The following is a 22,789-nucleotide window of genomic DNA, read 5'->3' on the forward strand; positions in this document are numbered from 1 at the left end:
AAGCTAAAAGCTTAGACGTTTTTTGGGCTGTTCTTATTTTTGATCATGAACTTCACATATTGCTTTTCAAATTCTCGGAACAACTCACTAAGCTGTCTATATGAATGAAAAAAAGCGGGTCTAGCAAGGATGAAAGAAAGCCTTTCAGCAAGGTTCACCGGAATATTGGGAAAGGATTCTATTTTTGCCCGGAAATCTCTCAATACCACTGGCTTTCCATGCATCCAGAAGACTGCGGTTAAAAATAAACCGATCCCCTGCTTCATGAGTCCCAAAGTCTGTCCCACTTTTCGCTCGGAAAATAGCAAACTGCATTCTGAATCAATTCCCTTCCATTTTTCCAGAAGTTCCTTTATATGCAATGCCCCCTTAGTCCAAGGAGCATACGTCTCAACGTTATTGTAATAAAGTAACTCATACGGGAAAGCTTCGAATGGGATCGTTCCACTCCAACCGGCAAAACGCTCTTTTTCCAAGATGGTTTCCTTTTCAGGAAAAAACAAAGGGTGGTCCAATTCTTCAGGGACTTTCAATGATATGGACTGCGTCAATTGGCTTCTTTCCTTTTCATTCTTTTTTTTCCTTCACGGCATAATTCAAGAAGCGGGCAGGTTTCACATCTTGGTGACTGGGCCTTGCAATGATAGCGTCCAAAGAATATCAGGCGGTGATGCGTAACGGACCATTCATCCTTTGGTATCTTAGCCATCAACGTTTTCTCAACATCGAGGACACTATCCTTCCAACGGCATAATCCCAGTCGCTTGGAAACACGCTCTACATGGGTATCCACAGCAATTGCAGGCACATCAAAAGCAACGGAAACGACTACATTCGCCGTCTTTCTGCCAACGCCAGGCAATTTAACAAGCTCATCACGATCTCTGGGAACTTCCTTACCGAATTCTTCGATCAGCATGCGCGACAACTTTTGTATATTCTTAGCCTTGTTACGAAACAAACCGATTGAGCGAATATCATTTTCCAGCTCTTCTATCGGAACGCTTATGTAATCCTCAGGCGTTTTATATTTTTGAAATAAATCCTTCGTTACTTTATTGACTAATACATCCGTACACTGAGCTGACAGGGCAACAGCAATCACCAATTCAAATGGATTGGAGTGATTCAGCTCACAATGGGCATCCGGAAACATTTCACCCATCGTATCCAGACAATATCGAATTTGAGCTTTATTCAACATATTGGTTCTCCTTCAATTTACATTACTGCTCGAGCCAGTTATAGAAAGGCACATCTTTCAATGGTCGTGCATTTTCCGTCTTTCGGTCCCTCTTTTGGTGAACTCTAAATTTTTGTCCTTGCTCCCTTGCCTGTTCCAAGGTTTTAATTCCATTCTTTTTCCACTCGAATAAAATTCGATCAATATATCGGAAATTCAATTTTCCGGAAATGACAGACTCCCTCAGAGCTGACTTAATGATTTCGGGTTGATGGTCATCCTCCATCCACATTGCCAATGTCTCACATTCATATGGAGATAAAGGGCGGCCGAACTCCTGTTCAAAAATCGTATAAAGGCTCTCCCCCGCTTTTTGGATTTCAGCAGACTCTGTCTGTTTCAAAGTTTTCAAGAAACAGTCCATCATTTTTTCATAAAGTGGAGACAACGAGTATTTTTCCTGTCCGATTTCTTGGCTCTCCTCAACCATCATTTCAATAAATCCCCTTTGGACCAAACGCTGGATCAAGAATAGACATTCCGTTTCCTGCAATGTCATTCGGTCAGAAAGTTGGGATGGTGCAGGGAAATGGTTACCTTTATCTATGAAGCTTTGCAATTGTAATAAAAGGACCATTTCTTGTTCATTTAGTCCCATTGTTCTATAGTTAGTCAACAAAAAGGATGGAATCGTTATCGTTCCTTCCTTAAACCACGCATATAAATGTTCTTTATTCATGTTTTTGGACACCTCTGGTTAAGTATAACATGAATACGGCTCCCCGAATAAGTTTATAATTTTAACAAAAAACGGTTATCTGCCAAATTTGGCAAGATAACCGCTTCATTACGGAATCAAGGATATAATCGATTTAATAGGCGTGGGAACGGGATGGTTTCACGGACATGCTCGACTCCACTGATCCATGCAACGGTGCGTTCTAATCCCAAACCGAAGCCTGAATGCGGTACAGAGCCATATTTTCTTAATTCCATATACCATTTGTAAGCATCCTCGCTCAAGCCATGCTCATTGATCCTCTGCTCAAGCAATTCCTGATCATGAATCCGCTCTGAACCGCCAATTATTTCTCCATATCCTTCTGGAGCGATCAAATCGGCACAAAGAACGACTTCTTCCCTGTCAGGGTCTGGCTGCATATAAAAAGGTTTGATTTTGGTTGGGTAATGGGTTATGAAAACGGGCTTATCATAACTTTCCGCTATCGCAGTTTCGTGCGGAGCCCCAAAATCATCACCCCATTGGATATCATCAAATCCTTGTTCATGAAGGAACTTAATGGCTTCATCATATGTAATACGCGGGAAAGGAGCTTGAATTTGTTCAAGCTTCGCTATGTCACGGCCCAGTGTATTCAACTCAAGCTGACAGTTTTTCAATACGGATTGGACGATCGAAGAAACGAATTGCTCCTGAACCTCCAGGTTTTCTTTAAATTCGATAAAAGCCATTTCTGGTTCAATCATCCAGAACTCGATTAAATGTCGTCTTGTTTTGGATTTTTCTGCCCTGAAGGTAGGGCCAAATGAAAATACCTTACCAAGTGCCATGGCAGCCGCTTCCATATAGAGCTGACCACTTTGTGAAAGGTATGCATCCTCATCAAAGTACTTGGTCGCGAACAATTCACTCGTTCCCTCTGGCGCGCTTCCAGTTAAAATCGGGGGATCCACTTTAACGAAACCTTCTTCATTAAAGAATTCATATGTAGCTCGGATTATTTCATTCCGGATCTTCATGACTGCATGCTGCCGTTTTGAACGCAGCCACAAATGGCGGTTATCCATTAAGAATTCAGGACCATGCGCTTTTGGTGTAATGGGATAATCCAATGATTCATGAATGATTTCAATATCTTTCACCTGTAGCTCAAAACCGAACGGCGAGCGTTCATCCTTTTGAATGACACCTGTTACATACAAGGATGACTCTTGCGAAACCGATTTCGCACGAGCGAAAATTTCTTCACCCACATCAGCTTTCACGACCACACCTTGAATGAAACCAGAGCCATCACGGATTTGAAGGAAAGCAATTTTCCCACTGGAACGTTTACTGGCAAGCCAGCCTCCAATGGTTACTTCTTGATCGACGAATTTGCTAGCATCTTTTATTGTAATTTTCACGGAATTTACCTCCAAAAATAACTTAACTTACTAATGAATTTACTCTACTTATTATACCTATAGCCCTGCTTACAAGCAAATAAATCAATTGAAGCGGAGGTTCCATGCCTTTTATATCATTCTTATTATGTTTTTTAGGTATTCGCTAGATTGCATGGTGGTTTACTATTCACGAAAGCCCATGCTCTTACAGTAAAATCATCGTATATGTTATCGATTGACTTTTCCATTTCCTAAACAAATTAACGAATGGTAATCATGAAATCCTAGCTTCATACTAACTATATGTTCAAGGCATTTTTCAATTGAAACACCTCTTTTTTCTAACATTTTTTGCCTAATTATACTGAATAATCTAAATATGTTGAACTTAAGCAAAAAATCATATACGATATCATATATGATTAATAAAAAATCAAGGGGTGAGTGTCTATGACAAAAGCAAGAGTGAAGCTCATTGAGTCAGATTATTCAGAAGAAATCGAAATACTGTCGAACCGCTACATATTAATGAATGGTGATAAGTATGAGGTATCACAAATCAAGTTGGATAACCCTATTTCAGGAACGGTATATGGAACATTATTAAACTATAAAGGATCATTGGAAGCATTGAAGGGAAAGATCGACCATCCTCCCTATAATGAACCTCCTAAAGGGCCGATCCTTTATATTAAACCTAGAAACACATTTTCTTCTTTTTCAAATCCAGTTCCCCTTCCAAACAGCATACCTGAATTGGAAATCGGGGCAGCACTTGGAATTGTAATTGGTAAAACGGCCACAAGAGTCAAGAAAGAACATGCATTGGATTATATAGAAGGATTTACGATTGCCAATGATATCAGCATTCCTCATGAAAGCTTTTTCCGCCCTGCGATCCGCCATAAAGCGCGTGATGGATTTTGCCCGATCGGTCCCTGGGTCGTATCCAAGGAATCGATATCCAACCCCGATTCTTTAGGAATCCGTGTATATATAAATGGAGAGCTAAAGCAAGAAAATTCAACTTCAAATTTAATTCGCTCCATATCCCGCCTTATTGAGGATGTAACAGACTTCATGACTTTGAGTACAGGTGACGTCCTTCTAGTTGGAGTTCCAGAGAATGCACCGCTGGCAAAAGCCAATGATCATGTCAGAATAGAAATTGATGAAATCGGATATTTGGAAAATACAATCATTTCCGAGGAAAAACTATCACTGGAGGGGATTTTATGAAGAGAGCACGTGTAGCCTATGCAGGTGCCATACATCCAGCATTTGAATATCATGGCCAGCTCCAATTGGCGGATGGCCGGATTGTCAATGAGCAGGATGTTGTCTGGCTTCCCCCAGTGGAACCACGAACTGTCTTCGCGCTTGGCTTGAATTATGCAGACCATGCGAAGGAGCTTGCTTTTAAAGCCCCGGAAGAACCCCTTGCGTTCTTAAAAGGCCCCAATACCTTTATCGGCCACCGGGGACAGACAAAGCGGCCTGCTGATGCAGCTTTTATGCATTATGAATGTGAACTGGCAGTCGTCATCGGGAAAAAGGCGAAGAACATAAAAAAGGAAGAAGCCTTTATGTATGTAAGTGGATATACGGTTGCAAATGATTATGCAATACGGGATTATCTGGAGAATTACTACCGGCCAAACTTAAAGGTCAAAAATCGCGATACCTGCACCCCCATTGGACCTTGGCTAGTCGATGCCGAAGATATTCCAGATCCTTCGAATCTTGCCATCAAAACTTACGTCAACGGAAAATTGACTCAGCAAGGCAACACGAAAGACATGATTTTCGGCATTGCTGATTTAATTGAATATTTCAGCAGCTTCATGACATTGAGTCCAGGCGATATCATTTTGACAGGCACACCTGAAGGATTGGCGGATACTGCTGTAGGCGATGAAATCATCACTGAAATTGAAGGAATCGGGAAACTCGTCAGCACAATAGTCGGTGACGATGCATTTACTGAAGGCGGGGATCGGCCGCATCTAAAAATCCATAATTAACAGAAGGGACTAATCACATGCCTCATATTATTATTGAATATACGGATAATATCAAAGATGAAATCCAGATTGATGGCTTATTAAGGAAGGTGAATGATGTACTGATATCTTATCCTTCCATCTTTCCAATTGGCGGCATTCGATCCCGGGCCATTGAATTGAAGCATTATCGTGTTGCCGATGGTACAGAGGATGATGCCTTTGTTCATGCCATCCTAAAAATTGGTGCTGGACGCCAGGACAGTGATAAAACCAAAGTATGTGACCAACTATTCAAAACGATGGAATCCCATTTGGCATCCCTCTTTTCAAAAAGATATCTTGCACTCTCCATGGAACTTACGGAATTCAGTGATTTTGGCACATATAAAAAGAATAATATCCATGATCGATACAATAAATGAACAAGATTCCATATTTAAAGGCCTTCCACATCATTGGGGAGGCCTTTAAATTATAATGTTTTGCCACTGCTGCCGCGCTCAGTTGATTTCTGCAAGGTTTTCAGTACGGTTCAAGAACTCCTTGACACGATCCACATATTCCTGTTTATCATAGCCGTTATATAAAGCACTCGCCATACGGACCGGATCTCCAAAAAAGAATCTTTCGTACAGCGTTTGCCTGGATCCAAATGAACTCATGCATACATCCCATGCGAGACGATACAATTTGACCCTGTCATATGCTCCACCATTCGCAGCTTGAAGATATTTATCCAAATCCGGTCGAAGCTCCGAATTGAAATCGGCTTCATTTGGAATCGCCATTAAGCCGCTAGCTCCAAGAAGCTGCATTATTTCACTGAATCTAGGGTAAATCTTCGGATAATAATTACGGGCAATGTTTAATGGTGTAAAATCAGGTGTCATCATTCCCCATTTATCCAATTTCGCGTTTGCCTCCGAAGCTGTTATGAAAGCCTTTAGCGTTTCAAGCGCCATGATGACTTCCGAGATTTTCTCCTGAACATGCTGGTATTGCCCGATATTGATGGTTTCCGCCATAAGTTGTAAAATCCCCAGAATGAACTCGGTTTTGGCGATATTCTTCGATACCACCTGATGGGTCATATGAACAACTGCATTGCTTTCATTATAAGCCTGGTTACAAATTCCGACATCCCCATATGCAAATACCCGATTCCAAGGAACGACTACATCATCAAAAACGATAATCGTATCCATCTCCTCAAATCGTGAACCAAGTGGATGATCAAAATGTGATTTGCCATAGTCGAATGATTCACGACAGATGAATTTCAACCCCGGTGTATTATTTGGTATGGAGAATGCGAATGCATAAGGGTTTTCTTCTTCTGATTGTTTTAGCAATGTCGAAGGGAAAACCATGATTTCATCCGTTATTCCTCCTTGTGTAGCTAATAATCTGGCTCCCTTTATAATAAGCCCTTCTGAATTCTTGCCAGCAATCCGTGCAGCGATGTAAGGGTCCGGAAGCTTTGCGGCACTAACTCCCCTATTAACCTGTGGTTGAATCAAGGTATGTGTCAACGACAAATCCTTTTCCCGGCAGAGCTCATAATAATCCTTCATATTTTTTGCAAATGCCGAATCCTGAGTGCCGAACATATCCGCTGCAGTACCGTACGCCATCATCCCACTGTTGATATAATCAGGGGAACGTCCCATCATTCCATTATTATGTCTTGCCCATTCTTGAATCATCATCCTCCTTTTTTCAAGGTCTTCCTTAGTCCGCGGCTGCATGAATGAGGTCCCTACTCTTTCGTTTGAAGTTGGTGAAATATAAGTCATGATGTCATTTTTCGCGGTATCATGCTGCAAATCATATAATTCAGCCTGTGTTTTCATGACCCCTTTAAAAGCTGGGTGTTGACTGATCTTATCTTTTACTTGCTCTCCATTGATCCATACATTCGCCTTTGCTTTGTCTACCCTATCGATATATTCTTTACCTGTTTTAGCCGGCATGCTTGCATCCCCCTTAAAAATCGATATAAATGAAGCGCTTACAATTAAATAAATTCCAAATATTTAATTAATTCCTATAACAAAATATACCATGTGTTATGATATATATAAAATACTTTAAAAATTCAAAATGTATATGTAAATCATATGTATGAGGTGTATATAATGGACATCCGGCAGTTAAAATATTTTGTGACAATCGTTCAGGAAGAACAAGTAACCAAAGCCGCAAAAAAATTACATATGGCTCAACCGCCTCTTAGCCAGCAACTTAAATTAATGGAAATGGAAATCGGTGAAAAACTTTTCGATCGGAATGGAAAGAAACTTGAACTCACAGAAACTGGCAAGGTCCTTTATAAAAAAGCTGAAGCTCTATTGAATCAGTTTGAAGAAACACTTCTGGAAGTGAAGGAAGTCAGTAAAGGGGTAAAGGGCACTCTTTCCATAGGCTCTGTAAAAACTTGCTTTTCTTACATTCCGCAAAGGATGAGAACCTTTAGAGTTAAATACCCTGACATACGTTTCAAGTTAATGGAAGGTGATACGTTCCGTTTGACAGAAGGGTTAATAAACAGGGAAATCGAGTTGGCCATTGTACGGCTTCCTATTAACGGTAAGCAATTCTCATCAATTAACCTTCCGCCGGAAGATTTTGTGCTTGTCACCCCAAAAGATTGGGATATCCCAGACTCCATCGAATTCAAACAAATCAAAGAATATCCCCTCTTATTGCTGCATAGGGTAAGCGGTCAAGGTACTTACGAACTTATAGTGAATGAATGCTTCAGACATGGATTTGATCCTACGATTGTATGTGAATGTCCTGATGCTGCAATGATATTATCTTTAGTGAAGGAAGGAATAGGCGCTACCATCATGCCACGTACCACATCCAAATCGTTTTCAACCCAAGGGATAAAAATAGTCGAATTGATAGATTGTGAAGTACAATCGGAAGCCGCCCTTATTTGGCTAGAAGAACGCTATCTTTCCAAAGGCGCCGTCAAATTTCTAGAAACTTTTTCTGAATGAATGGCCAGTTATCCTTAAATCTTCATTTCATTTGCACCTTTTCTAATAATCTATGGTGTTGGTTTGAATTTCTATTTCAATGAAAAGATAAAAAACAACCTGGATGGCTGCTTTTTAAAATCGATTCACAAGTTCGATGACCTGCCCTTTATTTATAGGCATATCATTCAATGTCGCAAAACACCCTTAACATCATGACCGGTATTGGACTTTACGAGGATTTCATTATAATTGTCTTTTGTAACCGTTTTAAAACCAGTCCTGCGATTACCGATCAGGGCACCTAAATAGCATGCGAGGAATCCAAGAGGAATGGAAACGATTCCTGGTGAATTCAAAGGGAAAATCGGGTCACCTGTCATAATGGTTGCTCCGGGGACCGGGTTCCAGACATTTGGACTGAGGGCCACGAGCAAAAGTGTACCAAAAAGACCTGTCATCATACCGACTATTGCTCCGGTTTTATTGAATTTTTTCCAATAGATAGTAAGAAGGATTACTGGCAAATTCGAACTGGCGGCCAATGTAAAGGCAATCGATGCCAGAAACGCTACATTGAATTCCTGCAGACCTAATGATAAAACAATCGCAAGTGCAGTCACACCAATGGAAGCCCATCTAGCCATCGTCATTTGCTGTTTTTCCGTCGCTTTTCCATCTTTTAATATTTCATTATAAAAATCATGTGAAAATGCCGTAGCACCTGTTAAAACGATTCCCGCAACAACTGCGAGTATCGTAGCAAAGGAAACGGCTGCAATAAAGGCGAATAAGATGTCCCCGCCCACAAGTTGGGCCAATAAAGGTGCAGCCATGTTACCCGCTGGATTAGCGTTCATGATATTCGATGTTCCGACCAACTTCGCAGCACCGAATCCGAGAAAAATGACCATGATATGAAAAGCACCCATAATCCACATCACCCAAACAACAGACTTCCTTGCCACTTGTGCATTCGGGACAGTCAAAAAACGTATTAAAATGTGCGGTAGACCTGCCGTTCCCAGAATTAAGCCCAGGGACAAGGAAGCTGCATCCCACCCACTGGCATATTTAATACCTGCCTTCAGGTAATCTGCACCCATGGGTGTCGCTGTTTTCATTTCCGTGAAAATTCCAATGAAACTAAAATTCAACTTCCACATGACGATCATGAATAATATAAACACGCCGCCAATCAGCAGGATGGCTTTAATGATCTGCACCCAGCTCGTCGCCGTCATCCCCCCAAATAGTACAAATACCAACATTACAATACCTACGATGATGACAGAGGTATTATACGGGATGTCTAAAAGCAATTTAAACAAAGCACCTGCCGCAACAAGTTGACCCAGCATGTACATGACTGATATCACCAAGGTATTAAAAGCGGTCACTCCCCGGACCTGTTTATATTTAAACCTTGTAGTCACCATATCAGCCAATGTGTATTTCCCTAAGTTCCTTAAAGGTTCAGCCACCAGGAATAACACGACAAGGAATGAAACAAGTGCTCCGTACATCAGGAAAAATCCATCATACCCCGTTAAGGAAAATGCTCCAATCAACCCTAAAAATGTGGAAGCCGACATAAAATCCCCAGCCAATGCAAGTCCATTTTGCCTAGCGGTCAAACCGCCCCCAGCCGTATAAAAAGAGCCTGCCGTTTTAGTTTTTTTGGAAGCGAAATACGTGATGAAAAGCGTACCTATCGACATTAGTGCAAAGAGAATAATAACTGTCCAATTCATGAATCAAAGCCCTTCTTTCTCGATGATTTCTTTTATTTGTTCATCGATTCTTTCGGATTTCCTTACATATACGCTGCAAACCCATACAGACATAACCGTGATGGAAACACCGTACACCCACGCCCATGTTATGTCTCCAATGAAAGGGTGATCCAGGATATCAGTGTAAAAAACTAAGAAGGGCAAAAGCAGGGAATATCCCATAAAGAATATCGTATAAGGGATGACGAATTTCTTTTTATCGGAAAGCATATTCTGAAACTCTTTGGAAGCAACAATCCTTTCATAATCCACTAGATTAGTTTGTTCCGAATCTTGAAGGTTTTTTTCCAACCGAACCATCTCTTCACACCTCTACTGATATTTATTTTTCAAAGGACGGTAGTATTGAGCCTCTCCATTGTCAGAAATCCCCAAAAAATCCAAATAACTCATCTGCACAAGAAGGTCTAAGCCCATCCCTAAGCTTTCCGTACGCATTTTATCTACCCGGTGACACTTACAGACAGGGCAGCAGTTAGTTCCCACTGCTGCCCTGTCCCAGACCATATCTTTTAGAAGGCTTGCACTTTCGCAATAGACTTGGCTCGCATATCCCTCATCCGTTTCGGCTTATTTATACTTTCACGTTTCAAATGATATCCATATCCATCTACCAGTTTTCCATCAACTATTCACCAATTGCACTAGCACCCTTTCGAAAAGACCAAGAGAGTCAATGTATGTTTTGCCGAAACACTCGATCATTCATCCTGAATCCCGCTTTTTTCAGATGATGAATTCAGGCTTGCTTTTTGCCAGGATCGGTTCTTTAAGAGGAACTTCTTCTCCTGATATTATATCAAGTACAGAAGATGCCTCATCAAACCATGAATCCGGGGCTTTGGCTCCCCAGAATGTCTGGCGTCTTGGATCATTCAAATCCCAATGAATCGGTTCGATATCCGGGTCAGATGTTAAGTAATCCCCATTGTATAATTCGATTCTGTGACCGTCCGGATCTCTTAAATATAGGAAGAATGCATTGGATAGACCATGCCTTCCAGGTCCGCGTTCGATGGACTGTGCATATCCAAGTGATGCCAGTACATCACAGGCATGGATAATTGCAAGGGGGTCAGGCAGAAAGAAGCCTACATGATGAAGTCTTGGGCCGATTCCGTTCATGAATGCCTGGTCATGGACCGTTTGCTTTCTATGTAGCCACGTTGCCCATAATTGGCCCGACTCATCCACTGTATCTTCCGAGCAGGCAAAACCCAATTCCTTCACATAAAAATCATAGGCTTTTTGCACATTTGTTACATTACAATTCACATGATCGATCCTTTGGACCCTTGAACCCCTATGCATATCGAATCGTTGCAGCAATCTCTCTGCTTTATCCATTTTGCTGAAAAATTCGATTGGCAATCCGGAAATATCCTGAACTCGGAGCGATTTGCCTAGTGCATGCTGTGTTCCTTCCTTCATCCACTTCATTTTCATTCCCTTGGACAGCAAGAAAGATTCCAATTCTTCAAGGTCTTCCTCTTTTTCAACCTTGTATCCTATCGCTTCAACACTTGGCTTTTCTGCCTTTTGCAAGACAAGCGAGTGATGATGCGCTTCCTCTAAACCACGTAAATATATGTGATCATTCGTTCTTTCCGTTTCAATAAAACCTAAAGCATCCACATAAAAGGCTCTTGATTTATCTAAATCTGTTACATTAAGTATCGTTCTCGCAACACGAATAATAGAAAAATTCATAGTATTCTCCCCTTCTTTTGACACCCGGATTATTTTTCAGCAGAAGAAACGGCATTTTGTTTTACGTCCCCAAATTTCGGAATGTGATGTTCTCCAATTGCTACGTGGATAACTTGTGTTTCCGTATAGAATTCAAAGCTATAATGGCCACCTTCACGTCCTACCCCACTATATTTCGATCCTCCAAACGGTATCCGCAAATCCCTTACGTTTTGGGAATTCACCCATACCATCCCACTATCGACAGCTTGAGCAAACCTATGTCCCCGTTTCATATCATTTGTCCATACATAAGCAGCAAGCCCATACTTTACATCATTAGCCATTCTCAGTACTTCCTCTTCAGTCTTGAAAGGAATGACTGCCATGACTGGTCCAAAAATCTCTTCTTGTGCCACCGTCATATCATTTGTACAGTTCAAAAGAAGCGTCGGGGCAATATAATTCCCTTCCTTGAACGCACTAGGTATGGCACCGCTTACAATTTCCGCCCCTTCATCTTTTGCTATATCCAGATAACGGGAGACATTATTAAAATGGCTACGATGGATCAGCGGTCCGATTTCCGTGTCTGGATCCATTGGGTTTCCAATTTTGATATTATGAACACGTTCCTTCAATTCTGCAACGAACTGGTCTATTATCGATTCATGGACAAATAATCTGGAATTAGCTGTGCAGCGCTCCCCATTGAATGAATAGATTCCCCATACCACTGAATCCAGGGCCTTCTCTAGATCGGCATCTTCAAAAATGACTGCTGGTGATTTACCTCCAAGTTCCATGGAAAAACGTTTCATCGTATCCGCACCATTTTTAATGATTTCAGCACCGGTTGTCGTTTCTCCGGTAAAGGATATCAATTGGACTTCAGGATGGGCAACCAAGGACGCCCCCGCTGTCTCCCCAAAACCGTGAACGATATTGAATACGCCTTTTGGCAGACCTGATTGATCAATGATTTGTGCTAATTTATTGGCAGTCAATGGAGACCACTCCGCCGGTTTAAGGACACATGTATTACCTGTAGCCAGGGCCGGGGCGATCTTCCAGGTTTCTAACATGAAAGGCGCATTCCAAGGAGTGATTAATCCTGCCACTCCTATCGGTTTATGAATCGTATAATTGATGAAAGTGTCATCCACTTGATATGACTCTCCTATTAGCCTGCTTTTCACCATTTCAGAATAAAAACGGAAATTCTCCGCTCCCCTTGCCGCTTGTTTTTTTGTCTGGCTAATCGGCAACCCTGTATCAAGGGATTCCAAAAAGGAAATTTCTTCGGCATTCTCTTCAATTAAATCAGCAATCCTATTAATGTACTTCAATCTTTCTTCCACTTTCATCGTTCTCCATGGACCATTACTGAATGCATCTCTTGCGGCAGCGACCGCTTGATCAATATCCTCTTTAAACCCTTCTGCCACATTATTGATTGCTTGATTATTAAAAGGGCTTAGATTTTCAAATGTTTTTCCTGAGATACCATCGACAAATTGACCATTGATGTAATGCTTCACATCTTGCACGGGAAAAGTTTGCATGATAAATCCTCCTTTAAAAATTAATTCGGGAAGATGACAATAATCGTTTGGATTTGTGCAATCTTCCCAATTTAGCAATTATGACTGGATTTTTTGGTCAATCAACCCGTATGATTGAAGGGTTTCACGCAGTTCTTTTTCCAACGGCTCCGAAGGCGGCCCCATTGGCGGCCGTAATGCAGGATTGATTTTCCCCATCATCCCCATCGCAGCTTTTAATGGTCCTGGATTGGTTTCTTTAAACAAAACATCATTCAATGGCATTAATTTGTAATGGAGGTCAAGTGCCTTATCCACATCACCCTCCACCCAATGGTTATAAATTTCCGCCACTTCTTTAGGAGTGATATTGGCTGTAGCACTTATATGTCCTGCCCCTCCAATAGCCAACATCGGATAGCATAATAATTCGATGCCCGAATATAAGAGAAAATCCCTTCCACAATTCAATAAGACACGGTTCACATGTTCAAAATCCTTATTTGATTCCTTCACACCAATAATATTTTCACAGTCTTCAGCAAGACGTGCCAATGTCTTCACTTCCAAATTCGTCGCCGTTCTTCCGGGAATGTTATAAACGATAAGCGGGATATCAACGGAATCGGCCACCGTCTTAAAATGATTGTAAAGTGCCTGTTGATTCGGTTTATTGTAATAAGGAACGATGACTAATGCAGCATCCGCGCCCATTTCCTGTGCCCTTTTTGTCAAATGCAACGTTTCTTTCTGATTGGCAGATCCAGTACCTGGTGCAACCGGAACACGGGCTTTTGCTGCTTTAATCGCCGTCTCCATCACTAATTCCCGTTCCTCAATCGTTAGTGAACTCGGCTCGCCGGTAGTCCCGCATACCGAGACACCATGGGAACCGCTTTCAATATGCCAGTTTACTAGATTTTCAATTGCCTTTACATCCACTTCCATCTTGTCATCAAACGGAGTGATAATGGGAGCGATGGATCCTCTTAAACGACTTTTGATTTCCTCGTACATTATTTCTACCACCTTTTCATTATTTGAATATTCCGAATAATTCAAGTGAAAAAATCGGCTTTGATTTTATGAATAATCGTTCGACTATTATAAAATAAAGCCTGGGTCATCAAAGTGCCTGATCGTGATTAGTTTCCGCCCTCTGCTTGAATGTACTGATGGCATTCATTTTATGCTTTCTCACCAGAGATTCAATTTCTTCAAAAGATGCTTTTTCCTTTAAAAGCTTTATGATGCTTTCATGTTCGCGAATCGATTGGACTGCGCGTTGCGGTACCATGGTGAACATGGACTTTCTGACTCTATTCATTCTTTGTTGCGCCTGTTTAATTTCCTCCTTTAAAAAGGAATTTCCGCACTTTTCATAAATTTCCTCATGGAAACATTCGTTTAACTTACCAAACAGCTCTAATTCAAAGTTATGGAGGGCTTTTTCCATTTCTTTGTTTAAATTAATCAGATTTTCAAAATCATCATCTTTCATCGTCAAAGAACTAAGGGCAGCTGCATATCCTTCAAGCAAAGATAGAACAGAAAGAGTTTCAATGTATTCGCTCTCATTAATGCTTGTAACCACTGCTCCACTATAAGGCTTATATTGAATAAGGCCGTCGGATTCCAGTTGTCTGATCGCTTCCCTGACAGGAATCGGACTTAGACTAAGTTCTTTTGCCGTTTGATCGATAATGATCCGCTGTCCAGAACCATATGTTCCATCCAAAATTAATTTACGAAGGTGCTCATATGCTATTTGTTTTTTGCTGGGTGTTTTGTTTTTCTCTTCCATATTTTCATCATATATGAAATCATATATGATTGCAATCGGTTTTAATTAAAAATCATATATGATTTTCTTATTTCTTTATATACTGTTTCTCTGCAGGACTTAATGGGACAAAAAACTCCATTGTTAAAAAGGGAGATCAGTAATCCACCTTTTCCTATGCCATAGAGAAGTGAGCCAAATGCTTATCATGTCTACTTCCCGAATGTATCATATCAAAATAAAATTCAACTAAAATAACCTGCAGACCCTGTTGTAGCCAGGTAGTCTGCAGGTTATTAAAAAATTATGCCATTTTTGATTTAACGAATGAATGTATTCTTTCAACTGCTGCTTCCAACAGCTCCAGTGAAGTTGCATAAGAGAGTCTGATGTTATCAGGTGCACCGAACCCTGAACCTGGAATAACAGCCACTTGAGCTTCTTCCAGCAACGCAGTCGTAAAATCTTCGACATTGCTGTACCCTGTTAATTCAACTGCACGTTTAACGTTCGGGAATAAATAAAATGCCCCTTGTGGTTTAATGCAGCTAATGCCTGGAATTTCAACCAATTTATCATATATCTTATTCAAACGGCCTTCAAATGCCTGACGCATTTCTTCAACAGGTTCTTGTGTACCTTCATAAGCGGCAATCGCACCATATTGAGCAGTTGTGGTAGGATTTGATGTGCTATGGCTGGCAAGGTTCGTCATTGCTTTAATGATGGACTCTTCACCGACTGCATAACCAATTCTCCAGCCAGTCATCGAATGCGATTTAGATACACCATTGATGATGATCGTTTGCTTTTTCAATTCAGGTGAAATCTCTGCAATGGATGTATGTTTAGCATTTCCATAAACCAATTTTTCGTAAATTTCGTCGGAAACGATCAAGATATCATGAGCCAGGCAAACTTCCCCGATAGCAGCCAATTCTTCCCTGGAATAAAGCATGCCCGTTGGATTGCTTGGCGAGTTTATGATAACCGCTTTCGTTTTTTCGGTAATTGCTTGTTCTAACTGTTCTTTAGTGATTTTATATTGATTTTCTTCCGTACCGACTACATAAACTGGCTTTCCGTCAGCAAGTTTGATTTGCTCAGGATAACTTACCCAATATGGTATCGGAACAATGACTTCATCTTCTTCATCCAGGATAGCTTGAAACAATGTATAAAGCGCGTGCTTTGCACCTGAGCCAACTACAATTTCAGACGGTTTGTATTCCAAGCCTTGATCACGCTTCAATTTAGCCGCAATTGCTTCTTTTAGCTTCGGCAGACCAGCGGATGGCGTGTATTTAGTTTGACCTTCATTCATGGATAGAAGTGCTGCATCTATGATATGTTGGGGTGTATTATAGTCTGGTTCACCAGCACCCAAACCAATTATATCCAGACCTTGTGCCTTAAGCTCCTTTGCTTTTGCCGTAATGGCCAATGTAGTTGATGGCGTTAATGACTGAACGCGGTTCGCTAATTTCATTTTAAATTAATCCTCCATTCTAAATGCTTCGATAATACTTTAGCCATTCCCCAGTTTTAAAATCATAATAGTCATAGTTAAAACGCTCGGATTCATCAAGATACGTTACTTCCCAAAGCGGAACGTTCTTTTCCATGCCTAGCTTAACCGAAATGATTTTTTGGGGATTAAGCTTTTCTTTGACAATGTTCATGATCTCTTTTTTTGATTTACCATCTTTATAGTTTTCCACTACTATTTCTTTCTTCTTGTCCTCAGGAAGCCAGACTATTTTCTTAGTCCCCTTTTCACCTTCACCAATGATGACGGAGTATGAATCCTGCCCATTATAAAGGTAGAATTCTTCCATGGTCACAAGGCCGCCCTCTTCCTTTGCCTTTTTAAAAGCCTCATTACCAGCCTCTTTTTTAGGCTGTAACGCTTTAATATATGCCCCGCTGACAAATCCGATAAAACAAAGGACTAGGATAGAAGCAATAATCAACCATTTTTTCAAAGCTGCTTTTCCCTCTTTCTATGTACGATAAATTGTAAATATCGCTTTTTCTTGATCTTCGGAATCCAATGCGAGACCGAACATCAAGTCATCTTTTTTCAATGTTCGGTTCAAGGAATCCACAATTTTATACAGATCAGGAGAATGTTGCAACCTGACTGTTGAAATTACTTCGATTTTACTTTCCATGAAAATGCCCCTCCATTTTAATAAATTGTCAACAACCACTGGTATGAATAGGATTTGAAGGCTTTACCACCTATCACATTATACCAGTTCAAAGGTTATTTTTCTTTATAAATTCATAAAAATTCCTGGATTAATGAATTATCAAGATCCTTTAAATCCACTTCTCTATCATTTCAGCCATTTCTGTTATTGAGGCTTGGTGCCAGTCCACTTCCGGAATGGCCTTTTGAAATTCAGGGCCGTATTTGGCAGTGATTATGCGGCGATCAAGAATAACCAAAATCCCTTTATCTTCTGGAGTGCGTATAAGCCTGCCGAAACCTTGTCGGAACCTTAATAGGGCTTCAGGTAAAGAATACGCAGAGAATGGATTGCGCCCCTGCTTCTCGAGAAGTTGGCATTTTGCAGCTGTCACTGGTTCATCCGGCGGCGAAAAAGGCAACCTGACAATGATTAAACAAGATAAATCCTCGCCAGGGATATCGACGCCCTCCCATAGGCTGGTTGTCCCAAACAGGACCGCTTTCTCGAAGTTTTGGAAATTCCTGAGCAGCCTCATCCGGCTTCCGCCAGAAATCCCTTGTGCAAACAGGGTGAACTCATCCAGGACCCCACTATCTTTGATGGAATGATAGGTCGCCCGCAGCATTTCATGCGAGGTGAATAATACCATCATCCTCCCTTTCGCTGCTTGAGCGGCAGCAATAATATGGTTTGCCGCGGTTTCGGAGAATTCCTCCACCGATAAGCAATTGATATCTGGTAGATCATTTGGAACCAGTACCTTTACGAGTTCCTTATAAGGAAAGGGTGAAGGAAAACTTGCTGTCTGCATTGGCTCATTCTCCAAACCGAGTTGTTCTTTAAAATACTTGAAAGAATCCTTCACCACGAGGGTTGCCGATGTCATGACCACACTTTTTTGGCGCCCGAAATAGGAATCCCATAGCCGTTTGCTTCCTGCAATCGGCTGAACCGTCAATGTCACCCCATGCTGGGGTGCTGCATTCGTATAATCAAGCCAATAAATATTTTCTTCATGCGGCTTGATGAAGAATTCATGCAAGGAGTCCCTGGTATCTTGTAAATGTCCAAGCAGCACCTCGATATCATTCAAATGAAATAATGAATTTTTTCCTAAAGGGGACTCATTATTCAATAAAAGAGCCAATCTTTTCTCTAACTCCGTGATGATGTATCCTAATAAATCCACCAATCGCTCAGCGACCAGAATCGCTTTACCCCATCTTCCATCATCTATTTTGAATGAAAGCCGTTTCGGACTCATGGAACGTGAAAGTTTTTCCGCCTGATTGGAAATGTAATAAAAAAGCTGTTCGAATTCATAGGAAAAATCACTAAGCTTTTGATCTAATTCATGTGAAGACTTTCCATCCGTCAGTCGGTTATTTAAGAGCATCCTGTCCAATTTATATAATAATTGCTTTTGATCTGATGTCCCTAGTCTGTTCAAAATCGTCTTCACCGAAATGTAATTAAGCCTGCTCCCAAGCTGTTTGGATGCAGCCTGTTCCAAATGATGTGCTTCATCGAGTATCAAATACCCTTTTTTTGGAATCAAGGCATCTTCTGTAAGCAAATCCGTCATTAAAAATGAATGGTTAGTAATGATGATATCCGCCTTGGCAGCTGTTCTTTTTGCCCGTTCAAAAAAATCCAATTCAAGCCAGGGCTGTTTTAATCCGGCGTATGTAAGACCATCACTTTGAAGCCTATTCCAAAATAGCTGACCGCCGCTTGTAAGATTCAATTCATCTTTATCGCCTGTTACGGTTTCAGTAAGCCAAACCAATATCTGCATTTTCGTTAATGCCGTTTCATAATTATCTTCCTTCTCACGCAATGCCCTTTCGAACTTTGCCAAGCTCAAATAATTACTTCTCCCCTTTAGCAAAACAGCTTGAAAGGTAAAGGGAAGTATTTTTTTAAGCTTGGGAACCTCGTTTTGAAGTAGTTGATCCTGTAGCTGAAGCGTGTATGTCGAAACGACGACAGGTTTATGATGTTTCTTTGAAAAATAGACGGCCGGAAGCAGATAGCCTATGGATTTCCCAATCCCAGTCCCAGCTTCAATGATTGCATCCTGGCTCGATTCGAAGGAGTGGTGAATCATGTTCATCATATCAAGTTGTCCGCTTCTTGCTTCAAAGGCAGGATATGCACTTTGAAGCATGGCTATTTTTTTCTTATCATCGAGCGGAAATTCCGCCCCCATATCTTTTTGATCACTTTCGTCTTCGGCCTTTTTAAATGCAAGGCCCCTATAAGTGATAAGATCAGGGGAATGGACTTCTGTTTTAGCAAGTTTGCTTGCAATACAAGCATCTATCAATTCGGAAATCTCACTTTGTAAGGAATATGATAATCGATATAACTGTTTAAGTGTCATCACTGGAAGATTCATCAGCTTTTTTTTCAATTCCAACAATAATAAAGCGGTCGCATATGCATCACTATCCGCTTGATGGGGCCTGGAATGATCCAGGTTTTCTTCTTTAGCCAGCTGGTGCAGCTTATATCCATCGGATGTTGGTTTTAATATTTTCGCTAATTCCACTGTATCAAGGGTGGAACCATAAAACGGCTCAAACCCGCATCGTACTAGTTCTTCCTGTAGAAAAGATAAATCAAATAAAACATTATGGGCAACAAAACAAGCCCCCTCTATAAGCCGGGCAATATTTTCTGCAACATCTTCAAAGTCAGGTGCATTTTTTACCGTCTCGTTGCTTATTCCGGTCAATTCTTCAATAAACAAGGAAATTTCCTGTCCAGGGTGGATATATGTCGAGTATTCATCCACAATTTGGTCATTTTCGATGACCACGCCAGCAAATTGAATAATCCTATCCCCTTTTTTCGGAGAATTCCCTGTTGTTTCCAAATCGACCACTACATATCGTTGCATCATGAATTGTACACCTCAAACTTCACTTTCTCCACTTCCTGATGGAATTCTCTTATCTTTTTTATACCATAATAATCGTAATAAAGGAAACAAGCGGTTCATCGACGGACGAAAAGGGCCGGCACCTGTATGCATGATCCATGCATATTGTGCCGGCCCTCCGCTTACATGATTGTAGCTGCAGGTTCGTTTGAAATCAGATCAATGATTTTGTTATTTTCATCCATGATCGCAACTTTTGGTTTATGATCCCCCAGTTTTTCCTCTGAAACCATCACATAAGAAATGATTATCACGATATCATCCGGCTGCACCAGTCTTGCTGCCGCTCCGTTCAAACACACGACACCGCTGCCCCGTTCACCCGCAATCACATACGTTTCAAGTCGTGCACCATTATTATTATTCACGATGGCGACTTTTTCATTAGGCAGAATACCAACCGCATCAATTATGTCTTCATCAATCGTAATGCTGCCTACATAGTTCAAGTTAGCCTCAGTTACCCTTGCACGGTGGATTTTTCCATTCATCATCGTTCGAAACATCTCAATTCCCCCTGATCTTCATGAATTATTCTACATATAAAGTGATATTATCAATTAGTCTTGCATGCTTGAACTTTACAGCCATTGCAATGATGATGTTTCCAGCCAGCGATTCAAGCGGTTTAAGTTCCGGGTATTGATAGACTTCAATATAGTCGATCACTCCACTTGTATGGGCACCAATATGTTCACTTACTAGAGCCGTGACGGTTGCTGCATTTCTTTCACCTGATTCAACCGCCTTTTTGGCCTTTAATAAACTTTGGTACAGCTCTTTAGCCTCCAAGCGCTCCTGATCTGATAGGTTCACATTTCGCGAGCTCTTCGCTAACCCATCTTCTTCACGTACGGTATCTACAGCGATAAGCTGGATAGGGAAATTAAAGTCTTTGATCAGTCCATCTATCACGGCGACTTGCTGGGCATCCTTCTTACCAAAGTAAGCTCTATCAGGAAGAATGATATTGAAGAATTTCGTTAAGACTGTCGCAACACCATCAAAGTGTCCAGGCCTTTGTCTGCCGCATAAAACATCCGTCCTGCTTTGGACAGCAACTTTTACAGATGGTTCTTCACCGTACATTTCGTGGACTGTTGGATAGAAGAGATAATCAACTCCGCCATTGGCTGCGACTTTTTCATCCCGTTCCAAATCCCGCGGATATGTTTCAAAATCCTCATTGGGTCCAAATTGCGTCGGATTGACAAAAATACTCAATACCACAATGTCATTTTCTTTGCGCGCCTTTTCTAAAAGGGTTGCATGCCCCTCATGTAAAAACCCCATTGTCGCTACATAGCCAATGCTTTTGTTATTGTTTTTTTCCTCTCTAAGTGCCAATTGCAATTCAGCTGCTGATGTAAATGTTTTCATCTTTTCCCTCCGTAAAGTTCAGAAAGCTGCTCTTCCTTCATCGTGAATGTATGTTTCTCCGACGGAAAAACTTTAGATTTCACTTCATTCACGAAGCTTGTAATCGATTGGCCAATCAGTTCATTTGCATCTCCATAAACTTTTACGAATTTCGCCAGCCGGTCTACGCCATACTTGATGACATCATGGTAAACGAGGACTTGACCATCCGTTTCAGCACCTGCCCCAATTCCAATGGTTGGAATGTCAAGGTTCCGTGTGACGAGTTCTCCCACTTGATATGGAACACATTCTAAGACTACTAGCATCGCCCCCGCAGCTTCACACTTTTTCGCATCTTCCAAGAGCTGTGCTGCACTTTCGGCATCTTTTCCTTGCACTTTATATCCGCCCAGAACGCCGACTGATTGAGGAGTCAAGCCAAGATGGGCTACAACCGGGATGCCCGCCTTGGTCAATGCTGATATTTTTTCAACAACATCATCCGCTCCCTCAAGCTTCACGGCATCCGCATGACCTTCCTGCATGATCCGGGCTGCATTCTTGAGTGTTTCATCCATAGAAAGGTGATAGCTCATAAATGGCATATCCGTCACGACAAATGTATTTGGTGCCCCGCGTTTTACTGCCTTTGTATGATGGATCATGTCATTCACCGTAACTGGAATCGTTGACTCATATCCCAATACGACCATTCCTAAAGAATCTCCGACTAAAATCATGTCTACACCTGATTGTTCGGCTAACTTTGCTGACGGGTAATCATAAGCTGTCAGCATGACAATTTTCTCTTGATTTTGTTTCATTTTCAAAAAATCTCCGGACAATTTCATTACGTTTCCTCCTTTTAATGGAGGAGATGAAAACATCAGCGAAAACTGGTGTCTATACATTCATGCGCAAAAAAAGGACTGACTAAAAAAGTATCTGTTTCGCTACGAAAAATGGCTGAAAAAGCCACAATTCGATCAATAAACAGCACTTAGCTTTTTAGTCAATCCCTTTGTTTCATCAGAAGTTTCATCCCTCCGTCCCAGTCCAGTTCTCTGGATCAAGGCAGATTTTCAAATAATTTGGTATTTATGGGGGTGCAGTTCACATGAGATACTGCCCACTTGCATTATATCAAGCCAAATTGAAAATTTC

Annotated in this window: 22 protein-coding genes; 4 read left to right on the top strand and 18 right to left on the bottom strand. The window is 41.2% G+C overall.

The window, feature by feature from the left end:
* Positions 1-11 precede the first annotated feature (11 nt).
* The 4 genes from OSJ91_RS17345 to asnS all read right to left on the bottom strand — a co-directional run bounded on the left by OSJ91_RS17345 (position 12) and on the right by asnS (position 3,331).
* On the bottom strand, positions 12-551 hold the full coding sequence (locus tag OSJ91_RS17345; RefSeq protein ID WP_485890140.1) for a YpoC family protein: 540 nt from the start codon (positions 549-551) through the stop codon (positions 12-14).
* Positions 548-1,204 carry an endonuclease III gene (gene nth, locus OSJ91_RS17350; RefSeq protein ID WP_485890141.1) on the bottom strand — a complete coding sequence of 219 codons (657 nt, stop codon included), beginning with the start codon at positions 1,202-1,204 and terminating at the stop codon, positions 548-550. Before nth ends, OSJ91_RS17345 begins: the two co-directional genes overlap by 4 nt.
* 22 nt (positions 1,205-1,226) lie before the next feature.
* The gene (locus OSJ91_RS17355; protein WP_350299332.1) at positions 1,227-1,922 is read right to left on the bottom strand and encodes a DnaD domain-containing protein; all 696 of its coding nucleotides are present in this window, start codon (positions 1,920-1,922) and stop codon (positions 1,227-1,229) included.
* Between the two features lie 116 nt (positions 1,923-2,038).
* Positions 2,039-3,331 carry an asparagine--tRNA ligase gene (gene asnS / locus OSJ91_RS17360; protein WP_350299333.1) on the bottom strand — a complete coding sequence of 431 codons (1,293 nt, stop codon included), beginning with the start codon at positions 3,329-3,331 and terminating at the stop codon, positions 2,039-2,041.
* A gap of 432 nt (positions 3,332-3,763) precedes the next feature.
* On the opposite strand from asnS, the gene OSJ91_RS17365 reads away from it, so the two are divergent.
* From OSJ91_RS17365 to OSJ91_RS17375, 3 genes are read left to right on the top strand one after another with little or no spacing between them, the layout of a single operon-like run.
* The gene (locus tag OSJ91_RS17365) at positions 3,764-4,552 is read left to right on the top strand and encodes a fumarylacetoacetate hydrolase family protein (RefSeq protein ID WP_413018679.1); all 789 of its coding nucleotides are present in this window, start codon (positions 3,764-3,766) and stop codon (positions 4,550-4,552) included.
* Positions 4,549-5,337: a fumarylacetoacetate hydrolase family protein gene (locus OSJ91_RS17370; protein ID WP_350299335.1), complete on the top strand. Its 789-nt coding sequence runs from the start codon at positions 4,549-4,551 to the stop codon at positions 5,335-5,337. Before OSJ91_RS17365 ends, OSJ91_RS17370 begins: the two co-directional genes overlap by 4 nt.
* A 17-nt stretch (positions 5,338-5,354) precedes the next feature.
* Positions 5,355-5,741, top strand: a complete 387-nt coding sequence (locus OSJ91_RS17375; RefSeq protein ID WP_350299336.1) for a 5-carboxymethyl-2-hydroxymuconate Delta-isomerase — start codon at positions 5,355-5,357, stop codon at positions 5,739-5,741.
* A gap of 78 nt (positions 5,742-5,819) precedes the next feature.
* Here the strand turns inward: OSJ91_RS17375 and hpaB are convergent, their stop codons facing one another.
* The gene (gene hpaB / locus OSJ91_RS17380; protein WP_350299337.1) at positions 5,820-7,292 is read right to left on the bottom strand and encodes a 4-hydroxyphenylacetate 3-monooxygenase, oxygenase component; all 1,473 of its coding nucleotides are present in this window, start codon (positions 7,290-7,292) and stop codon (positions 5,820-5,822) included.
* A gap of 165 nt (positions 7,293-7,457) precedes the next feature.
* Between hpaB and OSJ91_RS17385 the strand changes: the two genes are divergently transcribed.
* Positions 7,458-8,327, top strand: coding sequence for a LysR family transcriptional regulator (locus OSJ91_RS17385; protein ID WP_350299338.1), 870 nt, complete (start codon positions 7,458-7,460; stop codon positions 8,325-8,327).
* A 167-nt stretch (positions 8,328-8,494) separates the two neighbouring features.
* Here the strand turns inward: OSJ91_RS17385 and OSJ91_RS17390 are convergent, their stop codons facing one another.
* The 13 genes from OSJ91_RS17390 to panB all read right to left on the bottom strand — a co-directional run bounded on the left by OSJ91_RS17390 (position 8,495) and on the right by panB (position 22,476).
* On the bottom strand, positions 8,495-10,060 hold the full coding sequence (locus OSJ91_RS17390; protein WP_350299339.1) for a solute symporter family protein: 1,566 nt from the start codon (positions 10,058-10,060) through the stop codon (positions 8,495-8,497).
* A 3-nt stretch (positions 10,061-10,063) separates the two neighbouring features.
* Entirely contained in the window at positions 10,064-10,402 is a 339-nt protein-coding gene (locus OSJ91_RS17395; RefSeq protein WP_350299340.1) for a DUF485 domain-containing protein, read from the bottom strand.
* 426 nt (positions 10,403-10,828) lie between these two features.
* Positions 10,829-11,812: a 3,4-dihydroxyphenylacetate 2,3-dioxygenase gene (gene hpaD / locus OSJ91_RS17400; protein WP_350299341.1), complete on the bottom strand. Its 984-nt coding sequence runs from the start codon at positions 11,810-11,812 to the stop codon at positions 10,829-10,831.
* A 29-nt stretch (positions 11,813-11,841) separates the two neighbouring features.
* Positions 11,842-13,356, bottom strand: coding sequence for a 5-carboxymethyl-2-hydroxymuconate semialdehyde dehydrogenase (hpaE, locus tag OSJ91_RS17405; RefSeq protein ID WP_350299342.1), 1,515 nt, complete (start codon positions 13,354-13,356; stop codon positions 11,842-11,844).
* A gap of 78 nt (positions 13,357-13,434) precedes the next feature.
* Positions 13,435-14,355: a 2,4-dihydroxyhept-2-ene-1,7-dioic acid aldolase gene (gene hpaI, locus OSJ91_RS17410; protein ID WP_413020376.1), complete on the bottom strand. Its 921-nt coding sequence runs from the start codon at positions 14,353-14,355 to the stop codon at positions 13,435-13,437.
* A 106-nt stretch (positions 14,356-14,461) separates the two neighbouring features.
* Positions 14,462-15,139: a GntR family transcriptional regulator gene (locus OSJ91_RS17415; RefSeq protein ID WP_485890142.1), complete on the bottom strand. Its 678-nt coding sequence runs from the start codon at positions 15,137-15,139 to the stop codon at positions 14,462-14,464.
* A 283-nt stretch (positions 15,140-15,422) separates the two neighbouring features.
* Positions 15,423-16,607 carry a pyridoxal phosphate-dependent aminotransferase gene (locus tag OSJ91_RS17420; RefSeq protein ID WP_350299344.1) on the bottom strand — a complete coding sequence of 395 codons (1,185 nt, stop codon included), beginning with the start codon at positions 16,605-16,607 and terminating at the stop codon, positions 15,423-15,425.
* A gap of 19 nt (positions 16,608-16,626) precedes the next feature.
* A complete protein-coding gene (locus tag OSJ91_RS17425) occupies positions 16,627-17,103 on the bottom strand; it encodes a cell wall elongation regulator TseB-like domain-containing protein (RefSeq protein WP_048681612.1) in 477 nt (158 codons plus the stop codon).
* A gap of 18 nt (positions 17,104-17,121) precedes the next feature.
* Complete coding sequence (locus tag OSJ91_RS17430; protein WP_064505144.1) at positions 17,122-17,292, bottom strand: YpmA family protein; 171 nt, start codon at positions 17,290-17,292, stop codon at positions 17,122-17,124.
* Positions 17,293-17,443: 151 nt separating this feature from the next.
* The gene (gene dinG / locus OSJ91_RS17435) at positions 17,444-20,224 is read right to left on the bottom strand and encodes an ATP-dependent DNA helicase DinG (RefSeq protein ID WP_485890143.1); all 2,781 of its coding nucleotides are present in this window, start codon (positions 20,222-20,224) and stop codon (positions 17,444-17,446) included.
* A gap of 161 nt (positions 20,225-20,385) precedes the next feature.
* A complete protein-coding gene (gene panD / locus OSJ91_RS17440; RefSeq protein WP_048681619.1) occupies positions 20,386-20,769 on the bottom strand; it encodes an aspartate 1-decarboxylase in 384 nt (127 codons plus the stop codon).
* Positions 20,770-20,794: 25 nt separating this feature from the next.
* Positions 20,795-21,643 carry a pantoate--beta-alanine ligase gene (gene panC, locus OSJ91_RS17445; protein WP_350299346.1) on the bottom strand — a complete coding sequence of 283 codons (849 nt, stop codon included), beginning with the start codon at positions 21,641-21,643 and terminating at the stop codon, positions 20,795-20,797.
* The gene (gene panB, locus OSJ91_RS17450) at positions 21,640-22,476 is read right to left on the bottom strand and encodes a 3-methyl-2-oxobutanoate hydroxymethyltransferase (protein ID WP_350299347.1); all 837 of its coding nucleotides are present in this window, start codon (positions 22,474-22,476) and stop codon (positions 21,640-21,642) included. The genes panC and panB overlap by 4 nt, the downstream gene beginning before the upstream one ends.
* Between the last annotated feature and the right edge of the window lie 313 nt (positions 22,477-22,789).

The sequence above is a fragment of the Bacillus sp. T-10(2022) genome (genome assembly GCF_056502895.1).